Origin of the sequence: Aromatoleum evansii (assembly GCF_045689615.1) — a bacterium.
In the GTDB taxonomy this organism is placed as follows: domain Bacteria; phylum Pseudomonadota; class Gammaproteobacteria; order Burkholderiales; family Rhodocyclaceae; genus Aromatoleum; species Aromatoleum evansii.
Map to the genome: position 1 here is coordinate 622,368 of NZ_CP141259.1, position 24,071 is coordinate 646,438.

The 24,071-nt window shown below is 68.1% G+C and carries 22 protein-coding genes; 8 read left to right on the plus strand and 14 right to left on the minus strand.

All coding sequences use genetic code 11. The features are described 5' to 3' along the window. Positions 1-6 precede the first annotated feature (6 nt). The 7 genes from U5817_RS02685 (at position 7) to U5817_RS02715 (ending at position 7,499) form a co-directional block, all read left to right on the plus strand. Entirely contained in the window at positions 7-1,752 is a 1,746-nt protein-coding gene (locus U5817_RS02685) for a carbamoyltransferase (RefSeq protein ID WP_407279631.1), read from the plus strand. Further along, the gene (locus U5817_RS02690) at positions 1,736-2,878 is read left to right on the plus strand and encodes a glycosyltransferase (RefSeq protein WP_407279632.1); all 1,143 of its coding nucleotides are present in this window, start codon (positions 1,736-1,738) and stop codon (positions 2,876-2,878) included. Before U5817_RS02685 ends, U5817_RS02690 begins: the two co-directional genes overlap by 17 nt. Next, a complete protein-coding gene (locus U5817_RS02695; RefSeq protein ID WP_407279633.1) occupies positions 2,875-3,768 on the plus strand; it encodes a DUF6625 family protein in 894 nt (297 codons plus the stop codon). Before U5817_RS02690 ends, U5817_RS02695 begins: the two co-directional genes overlap by 4 nt. Beyond that, entirely contained in the window at positions 3,765-4,721 is a 957-nt protein-coding gene (locus U5817_RS02700; protein ID WP_407279634.1) for a glycosyltransferase, read from the plus strand. Before U5817_RS02695 ends, U5817_RS02700 begins: the two co-directional genes overlap by 4 nt. Positions 4,722-4,813: 92 nt before the next feature. Then, positions 4,814-5,503: a sulfotransferase family 2 domain-containing protein gene (locus U5817_RS02705; RefSeq protein WP_407279635.1), complete on the plus strand. Its 690-nt coding sequence runs from the start codon at positions 4,814-4,816 to the stop codon at positions 5,501-5,503. Between the two features lie 12 nt (positions 5,504-5,515). Next, on the plus strand, positions 5,516-6,322 hold the full coding sequence (locus U5817_RS02710) for a polysaccharide pyruvyl transferase family protein (RefSeq protein WP_407279636.1): 807 nt from the start codon (positions 5,516-5,518) through the stop codon (positions 6,320-6,322). 7 nt (positions 6,323-6,329) lie between these two features. Next, positions 6,330-7,499: an O-antigen ligase family protein gene (locus U5817_RS02715; RefSeq protein ID WP_407279637.1), complete on the plus strand. Its 1,170-nt coding sequence runs from the start codon at positions 6,330-6,332 to the stop codon at positions 7,497-7,499. Here the strand turns inward: U5817_RS02715 and U5817_RS02720 are convergent. Then, the gene (locus tag U5817_RS02720; protein WP_407279638.1) at positions 7,483-8,145 is read right to left on the minus strand and encodes a toluene tolerance protein; all 663 of its coding nucleotides are present in this window, start codon (positions 8,143-8,145) and stop codon (positions 7,483-7,485) included. The two genes, U5817_RS02715 and U5817_RS02720, sit on opposite strands and share 17 nt — an antisense overlap. A 41-nt stretch (positions 8,146-8,186) precedes the next feature. Here U5817_RS02720 and msbA point away from each other — a divergent pair, with 41 nt between their 5' ends. Continuing rightward, entirely contained in the window at positions 8,187-10,049 is a 1,863-nt protein-coding gene (msbA, locus tag U5817_RS02725) for a lipid A export permease/ATP-binding protein MsbA (RefSeq protein ID WP_407279639.1), read from the plus strand. Positions 10,050-10,386: 337 nt separating this feature from the next. Here the strand turns inward: msbA and U5817_RS02730 are convergent, their stop codons facing one another. The 13 genes from U5817_RS02730 to cobT form a co-directional block, all read right to left on the minus strand. Continuing rightward, positions 10,387-12,441: an LTA synthase family protein gene (locus tag U5817_RS02730; RefSeq protein ID WP_407279640.1), complete on the minus strand. Its 2,055-nt coding sequence runs from the start codon at positions 12,439-12,441 to the stop codon at positions 10,387-10,389. 114 nt (positions 12,442-12,555) lie between these two features. Continuing rightward, entirely contained in the window at positions 12,556-14,016 is a 1,461-nt protein-coding gene (locus U5817_RS02735) for a lipopolysaccharide kinase InaA family protein (RefSeq protein WP_407279641.1), read from the minus strand. Continuing rightward, on the minus strand, positions 14,013-14,786 hold the full coding sequence (locus tag U5817_RS02740) for a lipopolysaccharide kinase InaA family protein (RefSeq protein WP_169129196.1): 774 nt from the start codon (positions 14,784-14,786) through the stop codon (positions 14,013-14,015). Before U5817_RS02740 ends, U5817_RS02735 begins: the two co-directional genes overlap by 4 nt. Position 14,787: 1 nt before the next feature. Next, positions 14,788-15,558 carry a lipopolysaccharide kinase InaA family protein gene (locus U5817_RS02745; RefSeq protein ID WP_407279642.1) on the minus strand — a complete coding sequence of 257 codons (771 nt, stop codon included), beginning with the start codon at positions 15,556-15,558 and terminating at the stop codon, positions 14,788-14,790. Continuing rightward, the gene (gene rfaP / locus U5817_RS02750) at positions 15,555-16,379 is read right to left on the minus strand and encodes a lipopolysaccharide core heptose(I) kinase RfaP (protein ID WP_407279643.1); all 825 of its coding nucleotides are present in this window, start codon (positions 16,377-16,379) and stop codon (positions 15,555-15,557) included. The genes U5817_RS02745 and rfaP overlap by 4 nt, the downstream gene beginning before the upstream one ends. Continuing rightward, the gene (locus U5817_RS02755) at positions 16,376-17,497 is read right to left on the minus strand and encodes a glycosyltransferase family 4 protein (RefSeq protein ID WP_169129202.1); all 1,122 of its coding nucleotides are present in this window, start codon (positions 17,495-17,497) and stop codon (positions 16,376-16,378) included. The genes rfaP and U5817_RS02755 overlap by 4 nt, the downstream gene beginning before the upstream one ends. Then, the gene (gene waaC, locus U5817_RS02760) at positions 17,497-18,639 is read right to left on the minus strand and encodes a lipopolysaccharide heptosyltransferase I (RefSeq protein WP_169129204.1); all 1,143 of its coding nucleotides are present in this window, start codon (positions 18,637-18,639) and stop codon (positions 17,497-17,499) included. Before waaC ends, U5817_RS02755 begins: the two co-directional genes overlap by 1 nt. Then, positions 18,639-19,688: a lipopolysaccharide heptosyltransferase II gene (gene waaF / locus U5817_RS02765; protein WP_407279644.1), complete on the minus strand. Its 1,050-nt coding sequence runs from the start codon at positions 19,686-19,688 to the stop codon at positions 18,639-18,641. Before waaF ends, waaC begins: the two co-directional genes overlap by 1 nt. Then, on the minus strand, positions 19,685-20,647 hold the full coding sequence (rfaD, locus tag U5817_RS02770) for an ADP-glyceromanno-heptose 6-epimerase (protein WP_169129206.1): 963 nt from the start codon (positions 20,645-20,647) through the stop codon (positions 19,685-19,687). The genes waaF and rfaD overlap by 4 nt, the downstream gene beginning before the upstream one ends. 13 nt (positions 20,648-20,660) lie before the next feature. Further along, positions 20,661-21,611, minus strand: a complete 951-nt coding sequence (gene rfaE1 / locus U5817_RS02775; protein ID WP_169129207.1) for a D-glycero-beta-D-manno-heptose-7-phosphate kinase — start codon at positions 21,609-21,611, stop codon at positions 20,661-20,663. A 67-nt stretch (positions 21,612-21,678) separates the two neighbouring features. Beyond that, entirely contained in the window at positions 21,679-22,230 is a 552-nt protein-coding gene (gene cobC, locus U5817_RS02780) for an alpha-ribazole phosphatase family protein (protein ID WP_407279645.1), read from the minus strand. Beyond that, on the minus strand, positions 22,215-22,985 hold the full coding sequence (locus tag U5817_RS02785; protein ID WP_407279646.1) for an adenosylcobinamide-GDP ribazoletransferase: 771 nt from the start codon (positions 22,983-22,985) through the stop codon (positions 22,215-22,217). The genes cobC and U5817_RS02785 overlap by 16 nt, the downstream gene beginning before the upstream one ends. An 8-nt stretch (positions 22,986-22,993) precedes the next feature. Then, positions 22,994-24,043: a nicotinate-nucleotide--dimethylbenzimidazole phosphoribosyltransferase gene (cobT, locus tag U5817_RS02790; protein ID WP_169129210.1), complete on the minus strand. Its 1,050-nt coding sequence runs from the start codon at positions 24,041-24,043 to the stop codon at positions 22,994-22,996. Positions 24,044-24,071 lie beyond the last annotated feature (28 nt).

Sequence of the window (24,071 nt, forward strand, 5' to 3'; positions counted from 1 at the left end):
TCATCCGTGGCTCTGACCATTCTCGGCCTGTCCGGCGCCCTGACGCACGACCCCTCCGCCGCCCTCTACATCGACGGCAAGCTCGTCGCCGCGGCGGAAGAAGAGCGCTTCGTGCGCGACAAACACGCCAAGAACCGCATGCCCTACGAGGCAGCGAAGTTTTGCCTGGAGTTCGCCGGCATCAAGCCGAAGGACGTCGATGCGGTGGCGATCCCGTTCGCGCCGATCAGCATCATGGAGCCGGCGCGCTGGCACTACGCCAAGCGCTACTGGTACGCCCCGGATCGCGGCATCGATGCGATCCTGACGGGCAATCGCCGCTACTACCGCTACAAGAGGCGCATCGAGTGGTGCCTTGCGCAGCTCGGTTTCGACCTGAAGAAGACCGAAATCGTACCGGTCGAGCACCACCTCGCGCATGCGTCGAGCGCCTACCATTGCTCCGGCTTCACGGAGAAGACAGCGATCCTCGGTATCGACGGCAAGGGCGAGTACGCGACGACCTTCTTCGGCTACGGCGAGAACGGCAAGATCCACAAGATCAAGGAGTTCTACGACCCCGATTCGCTCGGCGGCCTGTACGGCGCGATCACCGAGTACCTCGGCTTCGAGATGCTCGACGGCGAATACAAGGTCATGGGCATGGCGCCCTACGGCGACCCGGACAAGTATGATTTCTCGCGCCTGGCGAAGTTCGAGAACGGCGAGCTCGTCGTCGACACCGACTACGCCAACGTGATCGGCTTCCGCCGCTACAAGGAAAAGGGCAAGGGCTACTACTTCTCGCCCAAGCTGATCGACTGGCTGGGCCCCAAGCGCGCCGGCGACATCGCCGACGAGCCCTACATCCACTACGCCGCGAGCATGCAGAAGCTGTTCGAGGATCTGTCGCTGAAGATGATCGACTACTACCTCGGCGACATCCTGCGCGACACCGGGCGACTGGCGTTTGCGGGCGGCGGTGCGCTCAACGTCAAGCTCAATCAGAAGATCATCGCGCGCCCCGACCTGCGCGAACTGTTCGTGCAGCCGGCCTCGGGCGACTCCGGCACGGCGGTGGGCGCGGCGGCCTACGTGTCGGTCGCGCGCGGCGTGCCGGTGGAGAAGATGGAGCACGTCTACCTCGGCCCGCGCTACACCAACGAGGACGTCATAGCCGCCTGCGCGAAGCACCCGGCGCAGCCGAGTTGGCAGAAGATCGACGACATGCCCGCACGCATCGCGCAGATCCTCGCCGACGGCAACCCGGTAGCGTGGTTCCAGGGGCGCATGGAGTTCGGCCCGCGCGCGCTGGGCGGCCGCTCCATCCTTGGATGCCCCAGTGCGGCCGGCGTGGCCGACCGCATCAACGAGCAGATCAAGTTCCGCGAGCGCTGGCGGCCGTTCTGCCCCAGCATGCTCGACACCGTCGGCCCGCAGATGCTGCAAACCGACCACCCCGCTCCCTTCATGACCTTCACCTTCGAGGTCGCGGAGGAGTGGAGGGCGCGCGTGCCCGAGGTCGTGCACGAGGACGGCACCTCGCGCGCACAGGTGCTCAAGCGCGAGTACAACCCGCGCTACTATGAACTGATGCTGGAACTTGAGAAGCTCACCGGCAACGGGGTCGTGCTCAACACCTCGCTCAACCGCCGCGGCGAGCCGATGATCTGCTCGCCGACCGATGCGCTGAACATGTTCTTCGGCTCCGACCTGCAGTATCTGATCATGGAGGATGTGCTCGTCGTCAAGGAGGGTGCGGCCGTTGGCTGAGCGCCGCATCCTGCAGTTCTGCCATTGCCACTACGGCCCCTTCGGCGACGTCGCGCGGCAGTATGCTGTGTTGTTCAAGGATTCGCCGTACAAGGTGACGACGGTCTACCTGACCGACCCGCCGAGCGACGAAATCACCGCCTTGTCGGCGTCCGACGAGGTGATCTATCTCGACTACGATGGTGGCGACGTGCGCGGGCTCAAGCTCGACGCGATGCGCCGCGTGCGTGAAATCATCGCCGGACGCGACTTCGCGCTGATCCTCGCGCATCGCTTCAAGCCGATCCACATCTCGTGCTGGGGGACCAGCCTCCCCGTGATCGGCGTGCACCACGCCTTCGGCGACTACGACCGGCTCACGCACAAGCTCTTCGCGCGCTGGTTCGGCAAGCGCCTCGGCCTGCTGGGCGTGTCGGACGCGATCCGCGACGACATCCGCCGCGGCGTGCCGTCGTGGGCGTCCGATCGCATCGAGACGCTGCATAACCGTATCGACGTCGATGCCGTGCGTGCCGAAGTGCTGCCGCGCGAGGCTGCACGCGAGCTGCTGGGCTTGCCGCGCGATGCCTTCGTCGTCGGCAACGTCGGGCGTCTGCACCCGGACAAGGACCAGGCGACCTTGCTGCGCGGCTTTGCCCGCGCCCTGCCGGAACTGCCTGGGGAAGCGATGCTGGCGATCCTCGGCAAAGGGCGGCTCGAGGACGACCTGCGCAAGCTCGCCGCCGAACTGGGCATCGCTGCGCGGGTGCGCTTCCTCGGGCAGGTGCCGAATGCCCGCCGCGCCTTCTCGGCCTTCGACCTGTTCGCACTGAGTTCCGACCATGAGCCCTTCGGCATGGTGCTGCTCGAGGCCATGGCCGCCCGCGTGCCGGTGGTTGCGACCGACTGCGGCGGGGCGCCGGAAGTCGTCGGCGATGCCGGCGAGCTTTTCCCGCTGGGCGGCGCGGCGGCCCTCGCCGGCCTGATCGTCAAGGCAGCGCGCCGGCCCGAGGCCGAGCGCGAGCTGCTCGTCGAGCGGGGCACGGCCCGCCTTTACACGCACTTCTCCGACGAGGCCGCGCGCCGCCGCTTTTTCGAGCTGCCCATGGTCACGTCGGTGCTCGGCGAGCCGGAGTGGCTGCGATGAGCGAACATCAGCCCTCGATCTGCTTCGTCGTGCCCTATTTCGGCCGCTGGCCGTTCTGGATGCCGTTTTTCGTCGAGAGCTGTCGTGCCAACCCGACCGTGGACTGGCTACTCTTTTCCGACTGCGGTCCGATTCCAGACTGTCCGCCCAACGTGCGCGTCGTCGCGACTTCGTACGCGGACTATTGCGCCCGCGTCGCCCGCACGCTCGGGATCCCCTTCGCGCCGCAGAATCCTTACAAGCTGTGCGACGTGAAGCCGGCGTTCGGGTACATCCATGCCGAGGAGTTGCGCGGCTACGATTTCTGGGCCTTCGGCGACCTGGATCTCGTCTGGGGCGACCTGCGCGCGTATTTCACCGCGGAGCGCCTGGCGCGCAGGGACCTTTTTGCGACGCATGCGCGGCGTATTTCGGGGCATTGCTGCCTGGTCAGGAACACCGAGGAGATGCGTGGGCTCTTCTTCCGGATGCGTGACTGGCAGTCACGCATGAGCGAGCAGAAGCACCATGCGCTGGACGAAGGCGCCTTCAGCCGGATCTTCATCCGTTACAAGAACCTGCCCGACCGGGTCGCCCATCTGCCGCGCCTGCTTAATCCGTGGTATCGGCGCGCGGAATTCGTCGAGGCCTTCAGTACGCCCGATGCGAAGGTTGCCTGGGTCGATGGCGGCTTCGACTTCCCGCAGCGTTGGTGCTGGGACCACGGCCGCCTGACCAATGACCGCGACGGGGCGCGTGTCTTTCCTTACCTGCATTTCGTCGTGTGGAAGAAGCACGCCTGGAAGAGCCTGCCGGCTCAGGATCCTGCCGCGCTCGCAAGGCTTGCCGCCTCGGGTCGATGGGCCGTCGATGCGCAGGGCTTCCACCCGCTCGGGGAGGTCGCGGCATGAAGATCCTGTTGCTCGTCCAGAAGGAGCAACGTGTCGTCCTTGACCGGCTGTACGAGGGCATTGCGGCGCACACGGACTGCGACCTGCGCTGGCTCGGACGCGAGGACCAGGCGAACCTGCGGCGCTATTTCCGGCGCGAGGTGCGCGTCGAAGACTACGAGCGGATCGTGTTCTTCCTGCGCTTCAAGCAGGAGATCCGGCAGGTGCCCTTCATCCGCACCGTGCCGAACCTCGTGATCCTCGAACACGATGCCTGTCAGAACTATTTCCCCGGCAAGTATCAGGGAAAGTTCAGCCGCCACTATGCGCAGCTACCGTGGGCGCGGGTGATCAGTTCCGGATACGCGGTGACGCAGAGGTTGCGTGCGGAGGGTACGGATGCGGTGTTCGTGCCCAAGGGGTACGACCAGGCGATGCTGCGCAATCTGGGCCATGAGCGCGACATCGAACTCGCTTTCGTCGGCAGCACGAAGAGTTCGGTGTATACCGAACGCAGACGGATGCTCGACGAGATCGCCGCCCGCGAGCAACTCCTGATCACCCGGACGGCGTCGGGGGACGAGTACCTGCGGATGCTCAACCGGATCCGTTTCTTCGTCAGTGCCGATGCCGGCATCGGCGAGTACATGATCAAGAATTTCGAGGCGATGGCCTGCGGTTGCGTGCTGTGCGCCTACGACCAAGGCGAGCAGGAGAACGTCGCACTGGGTTTCCGCGACATGGAGAACATCGTCCTGTATCGCGATGCGAACGAATTGAGCGCGAAGCTCGCAGCGCTGCGCGCCGACCTCGCGCTCGCTGCGCGGATCGCCGCAGCAGGGCAGGCGCTGGCCGAGCAGGAATACCGCTTCGACCGCATCGGCGAGAAGGTCGCGCAGGCGCTCGAGGCGCCGTTGCGCCCCAGGCCGCCGCTGGGCGCGATCGAGCGTTTCCGTCTGCTGCTCGGCTTCTGAGGCGTCGTAATGTGATTGTCCTGGTGCTGGATGCGACTTGGGGTGCGCGCGCTATTCCGTGCAGCCTGGCAGCGTCAACTTGGTGAGGCTTGATGAGAAGGTATCTCTGGAAACTTGTTCCGAAGCAGGCGCGTGAAACCATTCTCAGCCGTCTCTCGGTCGTCGATCGTTCCGCGATCGACAAGATGCTCTCGGATAGTGCCCGCCTTCCGGTCGATTTCGCGCGTCATTCGTGCATTTTCATCCATGTGCCGAAGTGTGGCGGGAGCAGCGTGAAGCGAGCCCTGTTTCCGCAAAGGACGCACGGGCATATGCCCTTGTGGTTTTACGAAAGAAATTTTCCGGAGTTCTTCGAGCGGGCGTTCAAGTTCTGCTTCGTCAGGAATCCGCTCGACCGCGCGTATTCGGCCTACCAGTATCTGCGCTCCAATCAGGACATCCAGCGCGATCAGGCGGCCCGCCGCATGGTGATGCGCTACGATACCTTCGACGACTTTGTACAGAAGTGGCTGTGCGAGGAAACCGCCCGAATGCAGATGCACTTCGCCCCGCAGTGGCTGTTCATGTGCGATACCCTCGGTCAGCCGCGCATCGATTTCATCGGCCGGCAGGAGACGATGGCCGCGGATTTTCTGCAGGTATGCACAAGGCTTGGAGTGGATGCCAAATTGGATCAGACGAATGTCTCGCCCCGACCGTCGCAGGAGACGATATTTCAGGCGCGTACGATAGACCGCATCCGTCGCGTATACGAGCGCGACTACGAGTTGTTGGGTTACTGAGGCAAGCGGAATATGGCCATCAAGCTGTACTGGTGTCGAGGCAAGGGGCGGGATGATCCCGGGCAGATGAATTTTGGCGATTACCTTTCGCCGCTGATCGTCGAGATGGCTGCGCGCAAGCCGGTCGAATATGCGCCCATCCACAAGGCCGACATGATGGCGATCGGCTCCATCATGAATCGCGAGCAGAAGGCGAAACGCTTCCTCATGCCGCGCCGCCTGCATGTATGGGGAAGCGGCACGGACGCACCGGAGCGGGTGTTTTCGGCGCGCCATTATTATCATGCCGTACGCGGACGGCATACGCGCGAGCAGATAGAGGGCGGCGAAGGCCTGCAGGGAGTGGCGCTGGGGGATCCGGGTCTGCTCGCGGATCGTTGGTGGGAGGGCCGGCTGAAGCCCGCGAAGCGCTTCGCGCTCGGCTTTATTCCGCACTACGTGGATCAGGCGGCCCCCGTCGTCCAGCATGCCGGTGCGCTGCCCGGGGTGAAGGTCATCGACGTTTACTGGCCGGTGGAAGAGGTCCTCAAGGCGATCCAGGAATGCCATTTGATCGTGTCGTCGAGCATGCATGGACTGATCGTCTCCGACGCATTCGGGGTTCCGAACCGGCGCATCGCGATCTCACGCGGCATGATCTCCGACTACAAGTTTGCCGACTACTATTCGGCCTTCGGTATCGCCGAACCGGTCTGCCTCACGGCGGAGGACTTCCTCGCGAGCGCGACGAGCGGTTTTGAGGCGCTGGTCGGGGATTGCGAGCGCCCCGGCATCGAGGGTATCAAGGACAATTTGTTGGCGGTGTTTCCGTCGCTCTGAGGGCTTCTTGCTAAATCTGGATTTGCGCGACGGCCGTGCAGCCTATTGGCTGGCGTCCGTCCTATTGTTCGTCTTCTGCGTATCGTTCTACACGCCGATATCTTCCAAGGCGTCGAACAACATCTTCTATGCCGGCCTCGGCCTGCCCGCGCTGGCATGGTGGCTATACCGGCCGCGCGCGGCGCTCGGCCTGCTTCGTGTGGCGCCCGCGTTCTCTGTCGCCTACGCGCTGCTCGCGGTGTGGCTCAGCCTGGTGGACATCGCGTTCCTGAAGGACTCGCTGTACCTGATCGCGCTGTTCGTGTGCTGTGCGATGCTCGAGCGGCGGGGGCATGGAGTAGTCGCGGCGTTCGGCGCGTTCGCCCTCGTCAGCGCGGGACTGTTCGCGTTCGCCGTCTTCGACTGGCTTCGCCTGGTCGGCACGCTCGATTTCTGGCCGCGGGTGGTCCTGTCGGGGCAGGGGAAGAACCCCGTCTATGCGGCCTTGCTGACAATCTCCTCGTTCACGTTTCTGTGGCTTTTTTTCCTCGAGCGTCGGCTGGCGTCTTGTCCGCGCTGGGTTTTCTGGGGCGCGCTGGCGCTCCTGACCGCGCTTTGCGGCATGTGCGCGGTCGTCTTTCAGGCCCGCTCCGCACTCATCGGTTTTGCGGCCTTCTTTGCCGCCTACCTGGTTCAACGTCGCCTCATCGTTGCCGGAGTCATCCTCGGGACGGCGGTCGCGGCGGCTCTGTCCTTCTCCGGGCTGGGCGATGCATTGCTCGAGCGCGGGTTGAGCTTTCGCCTCGATATCTGGCACGACGCGCTGCGACGCCTGTCGTCCGACTGCAACATATGGGTCGGTTGCGGCAAGGACGACTATCTCTTCGTCGGGCAGTTCTTCCATGCCCACAGCGCCTACGTTTCGATTCTCTACGAGGGGGGAGTGATCGGCCTGGCACTCTTCCTCGCGATGTCCATCGCGTTCTTCATTACCGCGTGGCGGAGCGGTTCGCGCTGGACGCTGGTCGCACTCGTCGGTTGGGCCGGCGTGGCGACGACGACGCCGGGAGTGATTGTTTCTCCGCGCACGCTGTGGGTGTTCTTCTGGATCCCGACGCTGATGGCGGTGCTCGAAAGCGGCAGGCCGGCGCTGGAAGCCTATTACCGCGCGCGGGACGAGATCAGCCGGCGCGGTTGAGGTTGGGCATGCGGGTCATGTGCTGCGGCTCCAGGTGGATGCCGGAAGCCGCGTTGTAGTGCGTGAGGAAGCGCAGTGCGCCGACTTCGTTTATGAGGCGCGTGTCGGCCTTGTAGCGGAACACGTGGCGGAAGTTGCGCACGCGCTTGTGCCGGCTGATCGGGGCGCGCTGCACGCTCATGTCGGAGACGTCGATCAGGCCGAAGCCGCCGTCGGGCATGAGCAGGACGTTGCCCAGATGCAGCGAGCGGAAGTAGATGCCTTCGTCGTGGAGCTTGGCGATGAAGCCCGCGAGGCGCAGCAGCAGCGCGGCGCGCTCTTCGGCGCCCAAGTCGGGGAGCAGGCTGCGGATGGTGTCGCCGGGCAGGGGCCAGTAGCGCACCGCCGTCTTGCGCTCGCTGTCGATGGCGTAGGTTTCGAGCACCTGCGGACAGGGGATGTCGCGTGCGGCGAGCGCTTCGGCGTTGCGCCGGAAGCAGTCGGCGGGCGGGAAGAACAGCGCCGAGGACAGGAAGCGCTTGCGGCGGAAGAGCTTGAGGAAGGACCCGTCGGCCAGGCGCAGGACCTTTTCGCCGCGCGGGTCGGCCTCGATGACCGTCGCGCCCTTGCGCAAGGCGGAAAAGGCTTCACGGTTGAGTGGGGTCACTGGGCGCTGCCGCGAGAATCAAAGGTACAATTTTAACCCGCATGTTGCAGTGCAGGCCGGTTTTCGCGGCGGTGCACGAATCCCCTTTCCGGAACCCCTACAACTTGAAGCGCAATAAAGACACGCAGTCCGCTTCCAGCCTCAAGATCTATTTCCGTCTGCTGGGCTACGTCCGGCCCTATGTGCCGGCGTTCGCGCTGAGCATCGTCGGCTTCCTGATCTTCGCGTCCTCCCAGCCGATGCTGGCGGGCATCCTGAAGTACTTCGTGGACGGGCTGTCGAATCCCGATGCGGCGCTGTTCGCCGGGGTGCCGCTGCTGGAGTCCCTGCCGCTGATGAAGGCGGTGCCGGTTCTGATCGTGGCGATCGCGGTGTGGCAGGGGCTGGGGTCCTATCTGGGCAACTACTTCCTCGCCAAGGTCTCGCTCGGCCTCGTGCAGGACCTGCGGCTGGCGCTCTTTGACAGCCTGCTGCGGCTGCCGAACCGCTATTTCGACGAGACCAACTCCGGGCACCTGATCTCGCGCATCACCTTCAACGTGACGATGGTGACCGGCGCGGCCACCGACGCGATCAAGGTCGTGATCCGCGAGGGGCTCACGATCGTGTTCCTGTTCGGCTACCTGCTGTGGATGAACTGGAGGCTCACGCTGGTGATGCTCGCGATCCTGCCGGTGATCGGGCTGATGGTGACGAGCGCGAGCCGCAAGTTCCGCAAGCAGAGCAAGAAGATCCAGGCGGCGATGGGCGACGTCACGCACGTCGCGTCGGAAACGATCCACGGCTACCGCGTCGTGCGCAGCTTCGGCGGCGAGGCGTACGAGTCGCGGCGCTTCCGCGCGGCGAGCGAGGACAACACGCGCAAGCAGCTCAAGATGGTGAAGACCGGCGCGACCTACACGCCGATGCTGCAGCTGGTGAGCTACACGGCGATGTCGGTGCTGCTGTTCCTCGTATTGTGGTTGCGCGGCGACTCGTCGGCGGGCGACCTTGTCGCCTACATCACGGCGGCCGGGTTGTTGCCGAAGCCGATTCGTCAGCTCTCCGAAGTGAGTTCCACGATCCAGAAGGGCGTCGCGGGGGCCGAGAGCATCTTCGAGCAGCTCGATACTCCGCCCGAAGAGGATCGCGGCACGGTCGAGCGCGAGCGCGTCACGGGGCGGTTGGAGGTGCGCGATCTGAGCTTCCGCTATCCCGGCTCCGACCGCCTGGTGCTCGACGGCATCGACTTCTCCGTCGAGGCGGGGCAGATGGTGGCGCTGGTCGGGCGTTCGGGCAGCGGCAAATCGACGCTCGCGAACCTGATCCCGCGCTTCTACCACCACGAGAGCGGGCAGATCCTGCTCGACGGCGTCGATGTCGAGGACTACACGCTGAAGAACCTGCGTCGCCACATCGCGCTGGTGACGCAGCAGGTGACCCTCTTCAACGATACGGTCGCGAACAACATCGCCTACGGCGATCTCGCCGGCGCGCCGCGCGAGGCGGTCGAGGCGGCGGCGCAGGCGGCCTTCGCGGCGGAGTTCATCGAGCGTCTGCCGCAGAGCTACGATACCGAGATCGGCGAGAACGGCGTGATGCTGTCCGGTGGCCAGCGCCAGCGCCTGGCGATCGCGCGCGCGCTGCTGAAGGACGCGCCGGTACTGATTCTCGACGAGGCGACCTCGGCACTCGACACCGAGTCCGAGCGCCACATCCAGGCGGCGCTCGATCGCGTGATGGCGGGCCGCACGACGCTGGTGATCGCGCATCGGTTGTCGACGATCGAGAAGGCTGACGTGATCATGGTGATGGAGCAGGGGCGGATCGTCGAGCGCGGCTCGCATGCGGAACTGCTCGCGCGGGACGGGGCGTACGCGCGGCTGCATGCAATGCAGTTCGCGGAGCAGGTTGTCGAGGGCTAGTGGTCTGCTTCGTAAATCAAGGGACAGGACGAAAGCGATGGATTGCAGCCTGTGGCAAGGCGCCTCAGTTGCCAACTTCGGCAGCCATAGCAGTAGCTATTGCGAGGCTGAGCAACGCCGCCACGGGTTGCAAGACGCGCTTTCGTGTCCCGGTATTTGCGAAGCAGACCACTAGTGTCGCAAGCCGCTTGGCCTTCCAGTCGGCACTGCGGAGTTCCCTCCCTTTAAGGGGAGGGTTGTGGTGGGGATGAGGGGCTCGACGGCGCTCGCAACACACCCATCCCCATCCTGTCCTTCCCCTTGAAGGGGAAGGTACTTCCTAATTGGCTCCTGCGCTTTATTGCGCCGCCCGGCGGTTGTCGTACATCATGAAGCGCGAGGTCTCGTGCAGCCCCCGCGCAAGCGCTGCGAGGCGGGCGAATTCCTCGGGGTGGGCGTCGGCGACGTTGTCGGTCGGGGTCTTCGAGGCGAGGTCGTGCATGGTCGCGTGGCTGCCGTCGTGGTTCATCTGCACGAGGAAATTGCGCGTGACGGCGCCGATCAGCGGGAAGGCGCCTTCGCGCAGGATCACGTGCACGGCGCGCTCGCCTTCGGGCGCGGGCAGTTGCACGTCGCGGCCGAGCGCGCCGTTGCGGTACTCGACGCCGAGCAGGCCGGCGACGGTCGGCAGCAGGTCGACGAGGCTCGCGGCTTCCTCGAACACCCGCGGTTTGAGCAGCTTGGGCGCGTAGATCACCGCCGGGACGTGGGTGCTCTCGAGGTTCAGCTGCTCGAAGGCGGGCGGCATGAAGGGCAGGCGGCTGATGCGGCCGTTGTGGTCGCCGAAGAGCACGAAGATGGTGTTGTCGAACCAGCCGTCGCGCTTGGCGATCTCCATCAGGCGGCCGATGTTGTGGTCCAGCAGGCGCACGGCGTTGTACTGGTCGACGTCCTGGAAGCTCGCGTCCTGCACTTCCTGCAGCGAGGGCTTGCGGATTTCGAAGTCCTCGTTGTCGGCGGGGATGGTGTAGGGCCGGTGGTTGCCGGCGGTCTGGATGTAGGCGAAGAAGGGGCGCTTCTTCGCGTCGTCCTTGAGCAGGGCGCTGCTCTCGCGGAACAGGTTGAGGTCGGAGATGCCCCACACGTCGTCGTTGGGCGACTTCCACGCGCCTTCCTCGACGAGCTCGATGCCGTCGATGCTGCTCTGGATCAGCGCGTTCATGTTGGCCCAGCCGGCGCTGCCGCCGATCGCGTAGACCTTGCGGTGCTCCTTCAGTGCGTTGATGACCGTGTGCTGGTTGCTGATGAAGGGGTTGCGCGTCGCGCTCTCGGCGCGGGCGGCGTCGGGGATGCCGGTGATGCTGGCCCACACGGTTTTTGCGGTACCGGACACCGGGACGTGGAAATTGCGGAACAGCCAGCCGTCGCGCGCGATCGCGTCGAGGTTGGGGGTCGGGTTCAGGGGGTTGCCGAAGCTGCCGACGCGGCTCGCGCCGAGCGATTCGAGCATCACGAAGACGACGTTGGGCGTGCGCTGGAATTGCAGGCGGTGCGGCTGGGGGCCGATGTGGCGCGTGACGTTGAGCTTCTCGGGGTCGGGCTGAGTGACGCCGAGGTAGCGCGTCATCAGCTCGTAGTGCTTCGCGACCTGGGCGCGGTCGAAGGTTTCCTGTGGCGTGCGGATGGTGTCGTAGATGAAGATCACCGGGTTGAGGCCCAACGCGCCGACCGCCGAGTTGCCCGACACGAAGGCATCGCTCCAGCGCAGCGGCACGGGGTTCGAGGGGTTGATGCTGGTGAGGCGGCCGATCAGGCCGAGCAGGGTCAGGATGGCGAGCGCGAACGCGCCGACGGCGGCGCGTGAGATCGTCGGCCTCACGCGTGCGGGCCGGTCGAGCAGTCGGCGTTCGAGGCGGATCGCGGCCCACAGCACGAGCACCGATGCGGCGAGCCAGCCGGCGGTGATCTGCAATACCGGGTAGCTCTGCCACAGCATGCCCGCCGAGATGTCCTTGTTGCCGAGGAAGCGCAGGATGGTCGAATTGATGCGCAGGCCGAGGTAGTCGTAGTGGCCGAAGTCCAGCACGTAGACGAGCAGCACGAAAAGGATTGCGAGGCCCAGGTACAGCCGCGAGAGGCCTCGCACGAGGCCGCAGCGCACGAGGTTCGCGCGCGGCAGGAAGGCCAGCAGCGCGACCGGCAGCATCATCAGGATCGCCAGGCGCAGGTCGAAGCGCAGGCCGATGCCGACCGCCTCGACGATGCGCTCGCGGTCGATGCCGCCCATCGCGTCGAAATCGGCGAAGCCGATCAGGAAGGCGCCGCGCAGCAGCGCGAAGACGGCGAAGAGCAGGGCCGTGCCGCCAAGGAGGTAGCGCACGCGGCGGGAGTGGAGCCAATCGGTCAGGAGCATGGGGGTGCGGTTATCAGTTAATTTTCGTTCGCCCTGAGCTTGTCGAAGGGCATTTGCAGGGCTTCGACAAGCTCAGGGCGAACGGAAGTTCGACTTCAGGTTGTATACGAGCGCTCAGGGGCGGCCGGGCAGCATCGCGGCTAGCCAGCGATGGAGTGGCGAATCCGCGGGCCAGTTGCGTAGGAAGCGGGCGCAATCGCGGCGCCAGGCACGGTGGAAGCCGCCGATTGTAGCGTGCTGGCGGACCGCATCAAGGTCGATCAGCAAGGCCTTGTTACCGTCCCACAGCAGGTTGGTGGCCTTCAAATCACCATGGCTTATGCGTTCCCGATACAGGGTGGCGAAGAGCGTCTTGAGGGACGCGGCTTCCGCGGGGGCGGGTTCCTCGTCGGCACGCAGCTGCGTGAGCATGTCGGGGCCGCCGCAGTATTCGGTGACGAGCCAGGCGCGGGCGCGCAGCGGGCCCCAGCGCTCCTCGATCAGTGCCAGTGGCGTGGGCGTCGGGATGCCGAACAGGGCAAGCCGGTGCCCTTCGCGCCACGAGTGCCAGGCTCGCGTCGGGCGCCAGGCGCGCGAGAGCGCGTGACCGAAGTGCTTGAGGTTGTAGCGCTTGATGACGAAGCGGCGCTCGCCGAGTTCGACGAGCGAGACGGTGCAGGTGTTGCCGCGCTTGAGCGGGTGGCCGGTCTCGACCCAGTGGTCGGGGTCGGCGAGCAGGGGGGCGAGGGTGTCGGCCTCCGTGCGCACCACGGCCTCGAAGCGGTGCAGGCTGCGCTGCACGCGGAACAGCGTGCAGTCGCGCCCGGTCTTGGCGAGGTAGTCGCGCAGGCGCCAGGCGCGTTCGTGGCGCAGCGCGCGGGCAAGCACGGCGTCGTCTAGGGATTGCGCGCCGCCGTCGCGGTAGGCGGCGAGCAGCGGCGCGAGCGCGCCATCCCAGGTGCGCGGCAACTGTGCGATGAGCATCGCGAGGTCGCGTGCAGCGGGCTTGGCGGCGAGCGGGGCAGTTGCGCTCGTCACGGCGTCGCCGTCGATGACGTAAAGATGTCCGTCGTGCAGCAGGAAGTTGCCGAAGTGCAGGTCGTCGTGGGCGAGGCCGGCGCGGTGCAGTTGCCCGAGCAGGCGGAAGGCGGGCACGAGTAGCGCGCACGCATCGGCGTCGCCGGGTAGGCGGTCGGCGAGGGGACGCCAGTGTTCGAGCAGCGTCGTCGCGCCGTCGAGGAATTCGGTGGTCAGCAGGTGGCCGCCGCCGGGCAGCGCGGCCGCGGCGATGAGGGCCGGGGTCGGAATGCCGGCCGCGGCGAGCGCTGCGATGCCCCGGCGTTCGCGTTCGGCGCGGCGGGCGCTGTCCTTGTCGATGAAGAGCTTGGCGAGCACGCGGCGGCCGTCGAGCAGGCTGTCGCCGACGACGCGTCGGCCGGGCAGTACGCGCAGGAGGCGCGTCGTGACGAGTTCGCTCCTCCCGCCGAGGGCGACGCGGAAAGGTACGGCGGGCGTGCGTCCGGCGGCGCGTAGCGTGGCCGCGTCGGCGAGCGGAGCGTCGGTCGCGATTGGCGCAGGTTGAAGATCGTCGGTCATCGGCGGGCGGCCTTGCGGTGGTGGCGGCGCAGGATGCGGGCCACGAGGCGTGCGGCGTCGTCGTCGAGGGCGTCGCGCCCCAGGTAGCGCAGCAGGAAGCGCAGGCGCTCGGTGGCGGCGGGCCCCCTGGTGTGGCGGTTCAGCGCGTCGAGGTCGCGCGCGCGGTCGCGTGTGCCGAGGACGATGCGGCGCGTCTTCTCGAGGTCGATCAGGCGGGCGCTGGCGAGCGGGCCATCGACGCGCACGAAGACGTGCTTGGGGTACAGGCAGTTGTGCAGGTGGCCGGCGCCGTGCAGCGTGCGCGCGAGGCCGGCCACGGCGTCGACGATTGCGCGGCGGGTCGCGCGCGGCAGCGTCGGCCAGTCGGCGAGCCAGCGGTCGAGCGGGCGGTGGTCGTCGAGCGCGCGCGTGACGAGCAGCGCGCAGACCTTGCCGGCGATGCGGCGCTGGCCGAAGAACACCGCCTCGAGCGCGGGCACGTCGTCGTGCTGGTAGCGGCGGATGTTGCGGAATTCGCGTGCGAAAGTGGCTTCGCCGAGCGGGTGGCGCAGGCTGCGGCTGAGGTGGTCGATCTGGCGCTTGAGGTAGAAGGCCTGCGAGCGGCCGTCGGCGTCCGCAAGTTCCAGCCGGCTCACGCTGCTCCAGCCGCCGCGGCCGGTGTTGGGGGTGTCGACGCTGTCGAGTTCGAGTGCCCACAGGGCGTCGAAGCGGTCGAGGCCGTGCTGCGCGAAGAGCGCGCGGGCGGAGTCGGCGAGGTAGTCGTCCGTCACCTTACTCGCGTCCTTCGAAGAAGGCGGTGATGCGTTGGATGCGTGCCTTGTCGGCGGCGTCGAGGCGGTGCTTGGCGGCGTAGTCGAGGTAGAAGCGCAGGCGCTGCGTGCGCGTGAGATGGTATTTGGCGAGCTTGTCGAGGCAGGCCAGATCCTTGATCACGCGATAGGCGAGGAAGGGGCCCCACCAGAAGGTGCCGCCGGGGCAGTCGATGAGGTAGATGCGTGGTCCGACACCTTCGCTGCCCTCGTCGACGAGCAGGTTGCGCCACTTCAGGTCGTTGTGCGCGAAGCGGTGCGCGTGCAGCGTGCGCGTGATACTCGCGAGCTGGCGGGAGATGCCGGCGACCCAGTGACGGTCCTTGAGGCGCGGATCATCGTCCAGCGCGAGCCTGGCGAGGTCGGTCGTGCGCGGCAGCTCGGCGGTGATCATCGCGCCGCGGTCGAAGGCGCCGAGCTGCCGCTCCATCCCCCAGGCGACGACCGTCGCGGTGGGGATGCCCCAGGCGGCGAAGTGGCGCAGGTTCTGCCATTCCGCCTTCACGCGCGGTCGGCCGAGCCAGCGCCGCAGGTGCTTGCCGGCGCCGTGGTAGCGCTTGACGTAGTAGTGGCGGCCGGCGACCTCGACCTTCAGCACTTCGGAGAGCGGATCGCGTGCGACGCGCTGGCCAGCGAGCGCGAACACCGCGTCGAGCGAGCCGAAGGCGGTGCGCAATGCGGCTTCACTGCCGCTGGTGCGCAGGTAATCGGCGTTCAGTTTCCAACCGCTCATCGCTGCAAGGCCGGCCGGTGGGCGAACTTGCGCTCGTAGCGGCGCTTGAGGCGCGCGGCCTCGCGTTCGAGATGGGCGAGGAGGCGTGCCTCGCGCTTGAGCGTGTCGCGCAGCGGACCGGGGAAATAGTCGCGCAGGAAGCGCAGCTTGTCGCGTTGCGTGAGGCCGATGTCGAGCGCCGAGAAGTACAGCGCGGCGAGGTCCTTGTCGCGCCAGCGTCGCGGCGTGCGTTCGCGCAGCTGGGCGCGGTGCAGGTCGATCACCGACAGGCGCAGGCGATCGGGGGCGGGCGGCGGGTCGAGGTCGAGCAGGAAGTGTACGAGGTAGAAGTCGCGGTGGTTGATGCCGGCCTCGTGCATGCCGCGCGCGATGCGCGTGACCTCCTTGAGGAGCGCGCGCTTGAGCGCGACCGGCGGCGGGGTGTCGGCCCAGCCGCGGGTGTAGGTGTCGAGGTCCGCCGTCGGTTCCAGCGCCTCGGTGATCAGGAAGGATTCGCGTCGCGCCGGCCCGTGGCCGCGGTCGCCGTAGGCCACGGCGGTCATCGTGCCCAGGCCGTGCGCGTGGAAGGCCTGGATCGCGCGCCATTCGTTCTCGGCGCCGAGCACCGGGCGGCGCAGGCGCACGAGGTTTTCGAGGATCTCGCCCCAGCCGATACCGCGGTGCAGCTTGGCGTAGTAGCCGCGCCCGTCGATCTCGAAGCGGAAGGTGCGCCGGCCTTCAAGTTCGCGCACCACCGTGCCGGTGAGCGCGGCGGCGGCCTCGAAGGGGTCGCGGTCCGCCCACAGGGTGGCGAAGGGTTCCGTGAGGACGACCGTGCTCATCCGCGTGTGCCGAGGATCACGTCGGCGGCGCGCTCGGGCAGGCTGTAGAGGTCGTGGCTGTCCGCATACGCGAGGGCGTTGCGCTGCCACTGCGCGCGCGCCGCGTCGTCGCCGAGCATGCGCGTTAGGGCGGCGTTCATCGCGGCCTGGTCGAAGGGTTCGGCGATGACATGGCCGGCATCGGCGTCCGCGATGTAGTGCGCGTAGCCGCAGGCGCCGCTGACCAGCGCGGGCAGCCCCGCGACGAGCGCTTCGAGCAGCACCGTGCCGGTGTTCTCGTGGCGCGCCGGGTGGGTGAAGAGATCCGCGCCGAGCAGGAAGCGTGGCACGTCGCTGCGCCCGCCGGGCAGCGACACGCGCTCTGCGATGCCCAACGTGCGTGCCTGCTCGAGAAAGGGCTTGGGGTCGTCGGCGCCGAGCGCGAACAGATGCGTGCGCCGCTTGAGCGCTTCGGGCAGGGCGCCGATCGCCGCGAGGGTGCGGTCGAGACCCTTGCGCGGGAAGTCGGAGCCGATCTGCACGACCAAGAGGTCGCCGTCGTCGAGGCGGAATTCGCGCCGGAAGGCGGCGCGGATCTCGGCGGCGTTCGCCGGGGCGCGGCGGTCGGGGGCGATGCCCGGCGGCAGCGGGTGGAAGCGGCGCTGCGGCGTGCCGTAGTGGTGCGCGAACAGGGCTTGCTGCGCGGGCGAGATGGTGAGGATCTCGGTATGCACCTCGGGCGCGAACACCGCGCGCTCGTAAGCCGAGAAATGGCGGTAGCGCGGGCTGTAGCGATACAGCGGCTTGCGCAGGCGACGCGCCTTGTCCTCGAAGCACGGATCGGCGGCGTAATACACGTCGAGGCCCGGCATCTTGTTGAAGCCGACGACGCGGTCTGCGGGGCGGCGTGCGAGGTCGGCCTGCACCCAGTCGGTGAATTTGGCGTAGCGGCGGTGGTTGGCGAAGGCTTTCACCGGCACGCGCACGAGCTCGAAGCCCGGCGGCACTTCGCCATCCCATTCGAGGGCGTACACGCGGATGTCGTGGCCGCGCGCCTGGCAGGTCAGCGCGATGCGCAGGAAGTCGCGCTGCAGGCCGCCGAAGGGGAAATACTTGTACAGGCAGAAAGCGAGCTGCATCAGCGGGCCTTGCGGTCGAAAACAGGGCGCAGCACCGGACGGCCGTCGTCCTGTTCCGCCGTGGCGCACAGGGCTTCCGCGCACGGCGCGCCGTCGGCGATCACCGATTGCAGCGCCCGCCACACGCGATCCGGGGCGAGGCGCGTGAAGCACAGCGGCTGCTCGGTGGCGAGGTCGAAGCGGGCACGTTCATCGGCGCTCGGCTCGTGCGTGCAGCGGCGCTGCAGGCAGGGGGCGCAGGCCATGTTCGAGGCGAAATGGAACTGGTTGTGCCCCCAGGCGCCGGTGAATCCGGGGTTGGTCGGGCCGAACAGCGACAGGGTCGGCACGTCGAAGGCCGCCGCGAGGTGGCCGAGGCCGGTGTCGACGGCGACGCAGGCGCGCGCGCCGGCAAGCTGGGCGGCGATGCCGGCGAGCTTGAGGCGCGGCAGCACGGTGACGTTGGGGAGGTCGCGCGCGAGGCGTTCGGCGCGTGCGCGTTCCTCGTCGTTGCCCCAGGGAAGGCGCACGGCCCAGCCGCCGTCGCGGGCGAGTTCGAGCAGGCGCCGCCAATAGACTTCGGGCCAGTGCTTGGTCGTCCACGTCGTGCCGTGCAGGAACAGCAGGTAGTCGTCGGCGTCGCGGCCGGGCGGCAGCACGCGGCGGCGGTCGAGGCCGTATTCGCCAGGGCCTTCGGGCAGCGGATAGCCGAGCGCGCGGGCGAACAGTTCGCGCACGCGCTCGACCGCGTGGCGGCCGACGGGTACGGCGTGGGTGTGGGTGTAGAAGCGCGTCGCGAAGGGCTCGCGCGCCGAGTTGCGGTCCAGGCCGTGCACGGGACGGCTGGCGTAGCGCGTCAGGAAGGCGCTCTTGATCAGGCCCTGCGCGTCGATCGTGGCGTCGTAGCGGACCTGTTTCAGGCGGCGGGTGAAGCGCCGCCATTCGCCGCTGCGCAGCGCCGCCAGCGGCGACTTGCGCCAGCGCCGCACCGCGACCGGGATCACCTCGTCGACGGCCGGGTGCCAGGACGGGATCTCGGCGAAGGCTTCCTCGACCACCCAGTCGAAGCGGATGCCGGGGATCGCACGCGCGGCATCGGTGAGCGCCGGCAGCGTGTGGATGACGTCGCCGAGCGACGAGGTCTTGACGACCAGTACGCGCATCAGGCGGCTCCGCGTGCGTCCTGCGCCGCGACGCCCAGCGTCGCGAGGGCGGCGAGCACGCTGTCGGGCGTGATCTCGTGCAGGCAGCGGGTGTGGCCGAGCGGGCACACCCGCTCGAAGCACGGCGAGCATTCGAGGCGCAGGTAGCGCACCGCGACGCGGTCGGAGAGCGGCGGCGTGTGGTCAGGCGTCGAGGAGCCGTACACGGCGACGAGCGGGCGGTCGAGGGCCGCAGCGACGTGCATCAGCCCGGAGTCGTTGGTGACGGCTGCGGCGCACAGTCCCAGCAGGTCGACGGCATCGCCGAGCTGGGTGCGGCCGCACAGGTTATGCACACCCTCGGCCGCGTGCGCGGCGATCTCCTCGCCGGCCGGCGCATCCTTGGCGGAGCCCAGTACCCAGACCTGGTAGCCGCGCGCGACGAGCTTTGCCGCGAGCGCGCCGTAGTGCGCGAGCGGCCACTGCTTGGCGGGGCCGTACTCGGCGCCGGGCATGAAGGCGATCGCAGGGCGCATCGCGTCGAGGCCCAGTTCGCTGCGCAGGCGCGCCTGGTTGGCCGGGTTGGCGACCAGGCGCGGGCGCGGGAAAGACAGCGGCAGGGGCAGGGGCTTGCCGGCGGCGCGGCCGAGCGCGACGAAGCGCTGCACCGTCATCGGCAGCGCGGCCTTGTCGAGGCGGCGCATGTCGTTGACGAGGCCGTAGCGCATCTCGCCGCGGAATGCGGTGCGCCGCGGGATGCCGGCGAAGAAGGGGGCCAGCGCGGACTTCAGCGAGCCGGGCAGCACGATGGCCTGGTCGTAGCGGCGCTTCGCCAGTTCGCGTCCCAGCCGCCAGCGCTCCTTGAGTCCCAGCTGGCCGTGGCCGAGCGGCATCGCGATGCCGCCGCGCACCTCGGGCATGCGCTCGAGGATTGCCAGCGACCAGCCCGGCGCGAGTACGTCGATCTCGCACGGGCCCTCCGCCTTGAGGGTCATGAAGAGGCTCTGCGCCATCACCATGTCCCCGACCCACGAGGGGCCGACCACCAGGATCTGCCGCGGTCGCGTCATCCCAGGTTCTGCGCCAGCCATTCCATGTATTTCGTCACGCCGATTTCGACCGGCATGAATTCCTCCGCGTAGCCGGCTGCGCGCAGGGCGCCCATGTCGGCCTCGGTGAAGCTCTGGTAGCGGCCCTTGAGGTGCTCCGGGAAGGCAATGTAGTCGATGCCGCCGCCCCCGCCGCCCGCCTTGCTCCAGTTGATCGCGGCGCGGGCGACCTCGTTGAAGCTCTGGGCGCGGCCGGTGCCGACGTTGAAGATGCCCGACACCTGCGGGTTGTCGAGCAGCCACAGGTTCACGGCGACGACGTCGTCGACATGGATGAAATCGCGCCGCTGCTCGCCCGGGCCGTAGCCGTCCGAGCCTTCGAAGAGGCGCAGGCGGCCGCTTTCCGCGAGCTGGTTCTTGAAGTGGTAGGCGACGCTCGCCATGCTGCCCTTGTGCTGCTCGCGCGGGCCGTAGACGTTGAAGTAGCGCAGGCCGGCGACCTGGCTCTTGATGTTCGGCAGCAGCGGGCGCAGGTGGCAGTCGAAGAGGAACTTCGAGTACGCGTACATGTTCAGCGGGCGCTCGAACTCGCGTGCCTCGCGGAAGGTCGGGCCCATGCCATAGACCGAGGCCGAGGACGCGTACAGGAAGGGGATGCCGCGCTCGACGCACCAGGCGAACAGGGTCTTGGTGTATTCGTAGTTCACCGTCATGACGAAGCGGCCGTCCCACTCCGTGGTCGAGGAGCAGGCGCCCTCGTGGAACACCGCCTCGACGCGGCCGAAGTCCTCGCCGGCCTGGAGGCGGCGCAGGAAGTCGTCCTTGTCGGCGTAGTCGCGGATGTGTGCGTCGGCGAGGTTGAGGCACTTGCGCCCGTCGGTGAGGTCGTCGACGACCAGGATGTCGGTGATGCCGCGGGCGTTGAGGCCCTGCACGATATTGCTGCCGATGAAGCCGGCGCCGCCGGTGACGATGTACATGATGACTCCTTGATCAGTGCGCGGCGCCGAGCGCCTCGCGCAGTTCCTCGCAGCTGACGGTCGCGGTGCCGAGCTTGCCGACGACGACGCCGGCGGCGACGTTGGCGAGCGCGGTTGCTTCGGGCAGCGACAGGCCGCAGGCGAGCCCCGCACCCAGCACCGCGACAACGGTGTCGCCGGCGCCGGTGACGTCGAACACGTCGCGTGCGCGGGTCGGCAGGTCGAGCGGCGCCTGGCCTTTCTGCAGCAGCGTCATTCCGCGCTCGGAACGGGTGACGAGCAGGGCCTCGAGATCCAGCGCCTCGCGCAATGCCTCGCCGCGCTGGCGCAGGGTCGCCTCGTCGGCGCAATGGCCTACGACCGCCTCGAATTCGGACTGGTTCGGCGTGATCACGGTCGCGCCGCAATAGCGGCCGAAGTCCGTGCCCTTGGGATCGACCACCACCGGCACCTGGCGTTCGCGCGCGACGCGGATCAGGCTGCCGACCTGCGCCAGCGTGCCCTTGCCGTAGTCGGACAGCACCACCGCACCGCTCGCACCGACGGCACTCTCGAAAGCCTGCTCGATGCCGGCGCTCTCAAGCACCGCGAAGTTGTCCTCGAAATCGAGGCGGATCAACTGCTGGTGGCGGCTGATGATGCGCAGCTTGGTAATCGTCGGGTGCTGCGGCGCCTCGAGCAGATGGCATGCGACGCCGCCTGCTTCGAGCCGCTCGCGCAGCAGACGCGCCGCCTCGTCGCGGCCCACCAGGCCGACGAGCTCGGCGCTTGCGCCGAGCGAGGCCGCATTGAGCGCGACGTTGCCCGCGCCGCCGGCGCGGAACTCGTCCCCTTCCACCTTCACGACGGGCACGGGGGCTTCCGGCGAGATGCGCGTTGTCGAGCCGTGCCAGTAGCGGTCGAGCATCACGTCGCCGACGACGAGGACGCGACCGGCAGAGAAATCGGGCAGGGGCGGATGCATGGGGCGAAGGCAGGCAGTGCGTTGAAAAGTCGGCAATTATCCCACGAACCGGGGGTGACGCGACGATTCAGCGGTTGAACCACTTCAAGACGACGCCCCAGTCCTCGACGTCGAGGCGGGTGACGTGGCCGCAGGCGAAATCGAGGCCCAGCCAGCGTTCGGGCGGCAGGCCCAGCAGGTGGCCGGCGATCGCACGCAGCGGGCCGCCGTGGGCGACGACCACGACCGGGGGGGCAGGCGGGCTGGCGAGCAGGGCGTCGAGCCACTGCAGCACGCGTGCGCTCATGTCGCGCGCCGATTCGCCACCGGGGGCGCGAAACCCCAGTGGGTCCGTCGCCCAGGTGTCGATCGCCGGGCCGAGTTCGGCATAGGGGCGCAACTCCCATTCGCCGAAGTGCATCTCCTTGAGGCGATCGTCGAGCACCGGGGCGCCCAGTTCGGCGGCGAGCAGGCGCGCGCGCGAGAGCGGGCTCGCGTGCAGTACATAGTCTGCCGGCAGCAGCGGGCGCAGGCGCGTCGCGACCTCCGCGGCGGATTCGGCGAGGCCGACGTCCGCCTGCCCGTAGCACACGCCCGCCGGCACGTCCGGCCGGGGGTGGCGGATCAGGTGAAGTTCCATGCCGCGAGGATGCCCAGATAGACCGCCAGCTCGGACGCCTGCTGCGTCGCCCCGAGCAGGTCGCCGGTGTAGCCGCCGAGGCGGCGCACGAAGTAGCGCGCGGCCCACCCGGTCACGGCGACGGCTGCGATCAGCACGGCGGCCGCTTCCCGCGGCGCCAGCAAGGCGAGCGGCAGGCAGCCGAAGGTCGTCGCGATGGCGAGTTCCGGGGTCGAGAGCCGGCGCGCGAGCGGTTTGGCCTTCGCCGTCTCGTCCTCGCGCACGTATTCGAGGGTGTGGATCAGGCTGGTCGAGGCGAGGCGCGACAGCGGATGCGCGACGAGCAGCGCGATGGCGACCGCGGCCTCGCCCGCAGCGGCCAGTTCGATCAGCGCCGCCGCCTTTGCCAGCAGCATCAGCACGAGGCCCACGGTGCCGTAGCTGCCGATGCGCGAGTCCTTCATGATCGTCAGCACCTGGGACTTGTCCCAGCCGCCGCCCAGCCCGTCGCAGGCGTCGGCCCAGCCGTCCTCGTGGAAGGCACCGGTCGCGCGGATCGTCACCGCCATCGACAGCAGCACGGCGACGGTGGGCGGGAAGAGCTGCGCGAGCGCCAGCCAGCTCGCAGCGCCGATGCCGCCGACCACCCAGCCGACGAGCGGGAAGTAGCGCGCGGCGTGGTTGAGCCGCTCGGGCGACCACGGCACCCATGCGGGCACCGGCAGGCGCGTGAAGAAGCCCAGCGCGGTGAAGAAGAGCTCGAGCTGGTAGCGCATCCGGGCCGTCAGGCGCTCTTGTCGCTGACGCCGGCCGAATCGAAGCTCGCCATCTCGTTGAGGAAGTTCGCCGCCGCCTGCACCAGCGGGAAGGCGAGCGCGGCGCCGGTGCCTTCGCCGAGGCGCAGGTCGAGCTCCATCAGCGGATCGACGCCGAAGTGCTTGAGCTGCGCCGTGTGGCCGGGCTCCTTCGAACGGTGGGCGAAGACGCAGTAGGGCAGGATCTCCGGGGCGATCGCTTGCGCCACGAGCAAGGCCGAGGTGACGATGAAGCCGTCGATCAGCAGCGTCATGCGCTTTTCCGCGGCCCCCAGCATCGCGCCGGCCATCACCGCGATCTCGAAGCCGCCGTACTCGGCGAGCGCCTTGCGCGGATCGCTCGGGCGGCCGCCGCGCGCGAGCGCCTGTCCCAGCAGTTCGCGCTTGCGCACGAGGCCGGCGTCGTCGAGGCCCGTGCCGCGGCCCGTCACGGTGACGAGATCGGCGCCGCCGGCGTCTCCGATCAGGCAATGCGTGAGCAGCGAGGCCGCGGCGGTGTTGCCGATGCCCATTTCACCGAAGCCGACCACGTTGCAGCCGTTCGCGGCCAGCGCGTGGGCGAGCTCGCGGCCGCGGGCGAGTGCCGCCTCGCACTGCTCGGCGCTCATCGCCGCTTGTTCCAGATAGTTGGCGGTGCCCGGCCCGAGCTTCGCGTTGACGAGGCCCGGACGGGTCCCGAACTCGTGATTCACGCCGCAGTCGATGACCGTCAGGCCCAACCCCATCTGGCGGCTGAAGACGTTGATCGCCGCGCCGCCGGCGAGGAAGTTCTCGACCATCTGCCAGGTGACGTCCTGCGGGAAGGCGGAAATGCCCGCGCGCGCCGCGCCGTGGTCGCCGGCGAACACCATGATGTGGGGCTGGCGCAGTTCCGGGGTGAGGGTCTGCTGGATCAGCCCCAGTTGCAGCGCCAGCGGCTCCAGGCGGCCCAGGGCGCCCTGCGGCTTGGTCTTGTTGTCGATGCGGTGCTGGAGGCCGGCTGCGAGCGCGCGGTCGGGCGCGCAGATCTGGAATGTCATGATTGCGGTATGCATGTGCCCTGAAAGG

Bases quoted from the DNA above. Each gene is read 5' to 3' on its own strand.
- U5817_RS02695 (WP_407279633.1), top strand. From the start codon at position 2,875: ATGAGCGAACATCAGCCCTCGATCTGCTTCGTCGTGCCCTATTTCGGC.
- U5817_RS02700 (WP_407279634.1), top strand. From the start codon at position 3,765: ATGAAGATCCTGTTGCTCGTCCAGAAGGAGCAACGTGTCGTCCTTGAC.
- U5817_RS02705 (WP_407279635.1), top strand. From the start codon at position 4,814: ATGAGAAGGTATCTCTGGAAACTTGTTCCGAAGCAGGCGCGTGAAACC.
- U5817_RS02785 (WP_407279646.1), bottom strand. From the start codon at position 22,985: ATGCGCTACCAGCTCGAGCTCTTCTTCACCGCGCTGGGCTTCTTCACG.
- cobC (WP_407279645.1), bottom strand. From the start codon at position 22,230: ATGGAACTTCACCTGATCCGCCACCCCCGGCCGGACGTGCCGGCGGGC.
- rfaE1 (WP_169129207.1), bottom strand. From the start codon at position 21,611: ATGCATCCGCCCCTGCCCGATTTCTCTGCCGGTCGCGTCCTCGTCGTC.
- rfaD (WP_169129206.1), bottom strand. From the start codon at position 20,647: ATGTACATCGTCACCGGCGGCGCCGGCTTCATCGGCAGCAATATCGTG.
- rfaP (WP_407279643.1), bottom strand. From the start codon at position 16,379: ATGAGCACGGTCGTCCTCACGGAACCCTTCGCCACCCTGTGGGCGGAC.
- cobT (WP_169129210.1), bottom strand. From the start codon at position 24,043: ATGACATTCCAGATCTGCGCGCCCGACCGCGCGCTCGCAGCCGGCCTC.
- U5817_RS02730 (WP_407279640.1), bottom strand. From the start codon at position 12,441: ATGCTCCTGACCGATTGGCTCCACTCCCGCCGCGTGCGCTACCTCCTT.
- msbA (WP_407279639.1), top strand. From the start codon at position 8,187: ATGTTGCAGTGCAGGCCGGTTTTCGCGGCGGTGCACGAATCCCCTTTC.
- U5817_RS02755 (WP_169129202.1), bottom strand. From the start codon at position 17,497: ATGCAGCTCGCTTTCTGCCTGTACAAGTATTTCCCCTTCGGCGGCCTG.
- U5817_RS02735 (WP_407279641.1), bottom strand. From the start codon at position 14,016: ATGACCGACGATCTTCAACCTGCGCCAATCGCGACCGACGCTCCGCTC.
- U5817_RS02710 (WP_407279636.1), top strand. From the start codon at position 5,516: ATGGCCATCAAGCTGTACTGGTGTCGAGGCAAGGGGCGGGATGATCCC.
- waaF (WP_407279644.1), bottom strand. From the start codon at position 19,688: ATGACGCGACCGCGGCAGATCCTGGTGGTCGGCCCCTCGTGGGTCGGG.
- U5817_RS02745 (WP_407279642.1), bottom strand. From the start codon at position 15,558: ATGAGCGGTTGGAAACTGAACGCCGATTACCTGCGCACCAGCGGCAGT.
- waaC (WP_169129204.1), bottom strand. From the start codon at position 18,639: ATGCGCGTACTGGTCGTCAAGACCTCGTCGCTCGGCGACGTCATCCAC.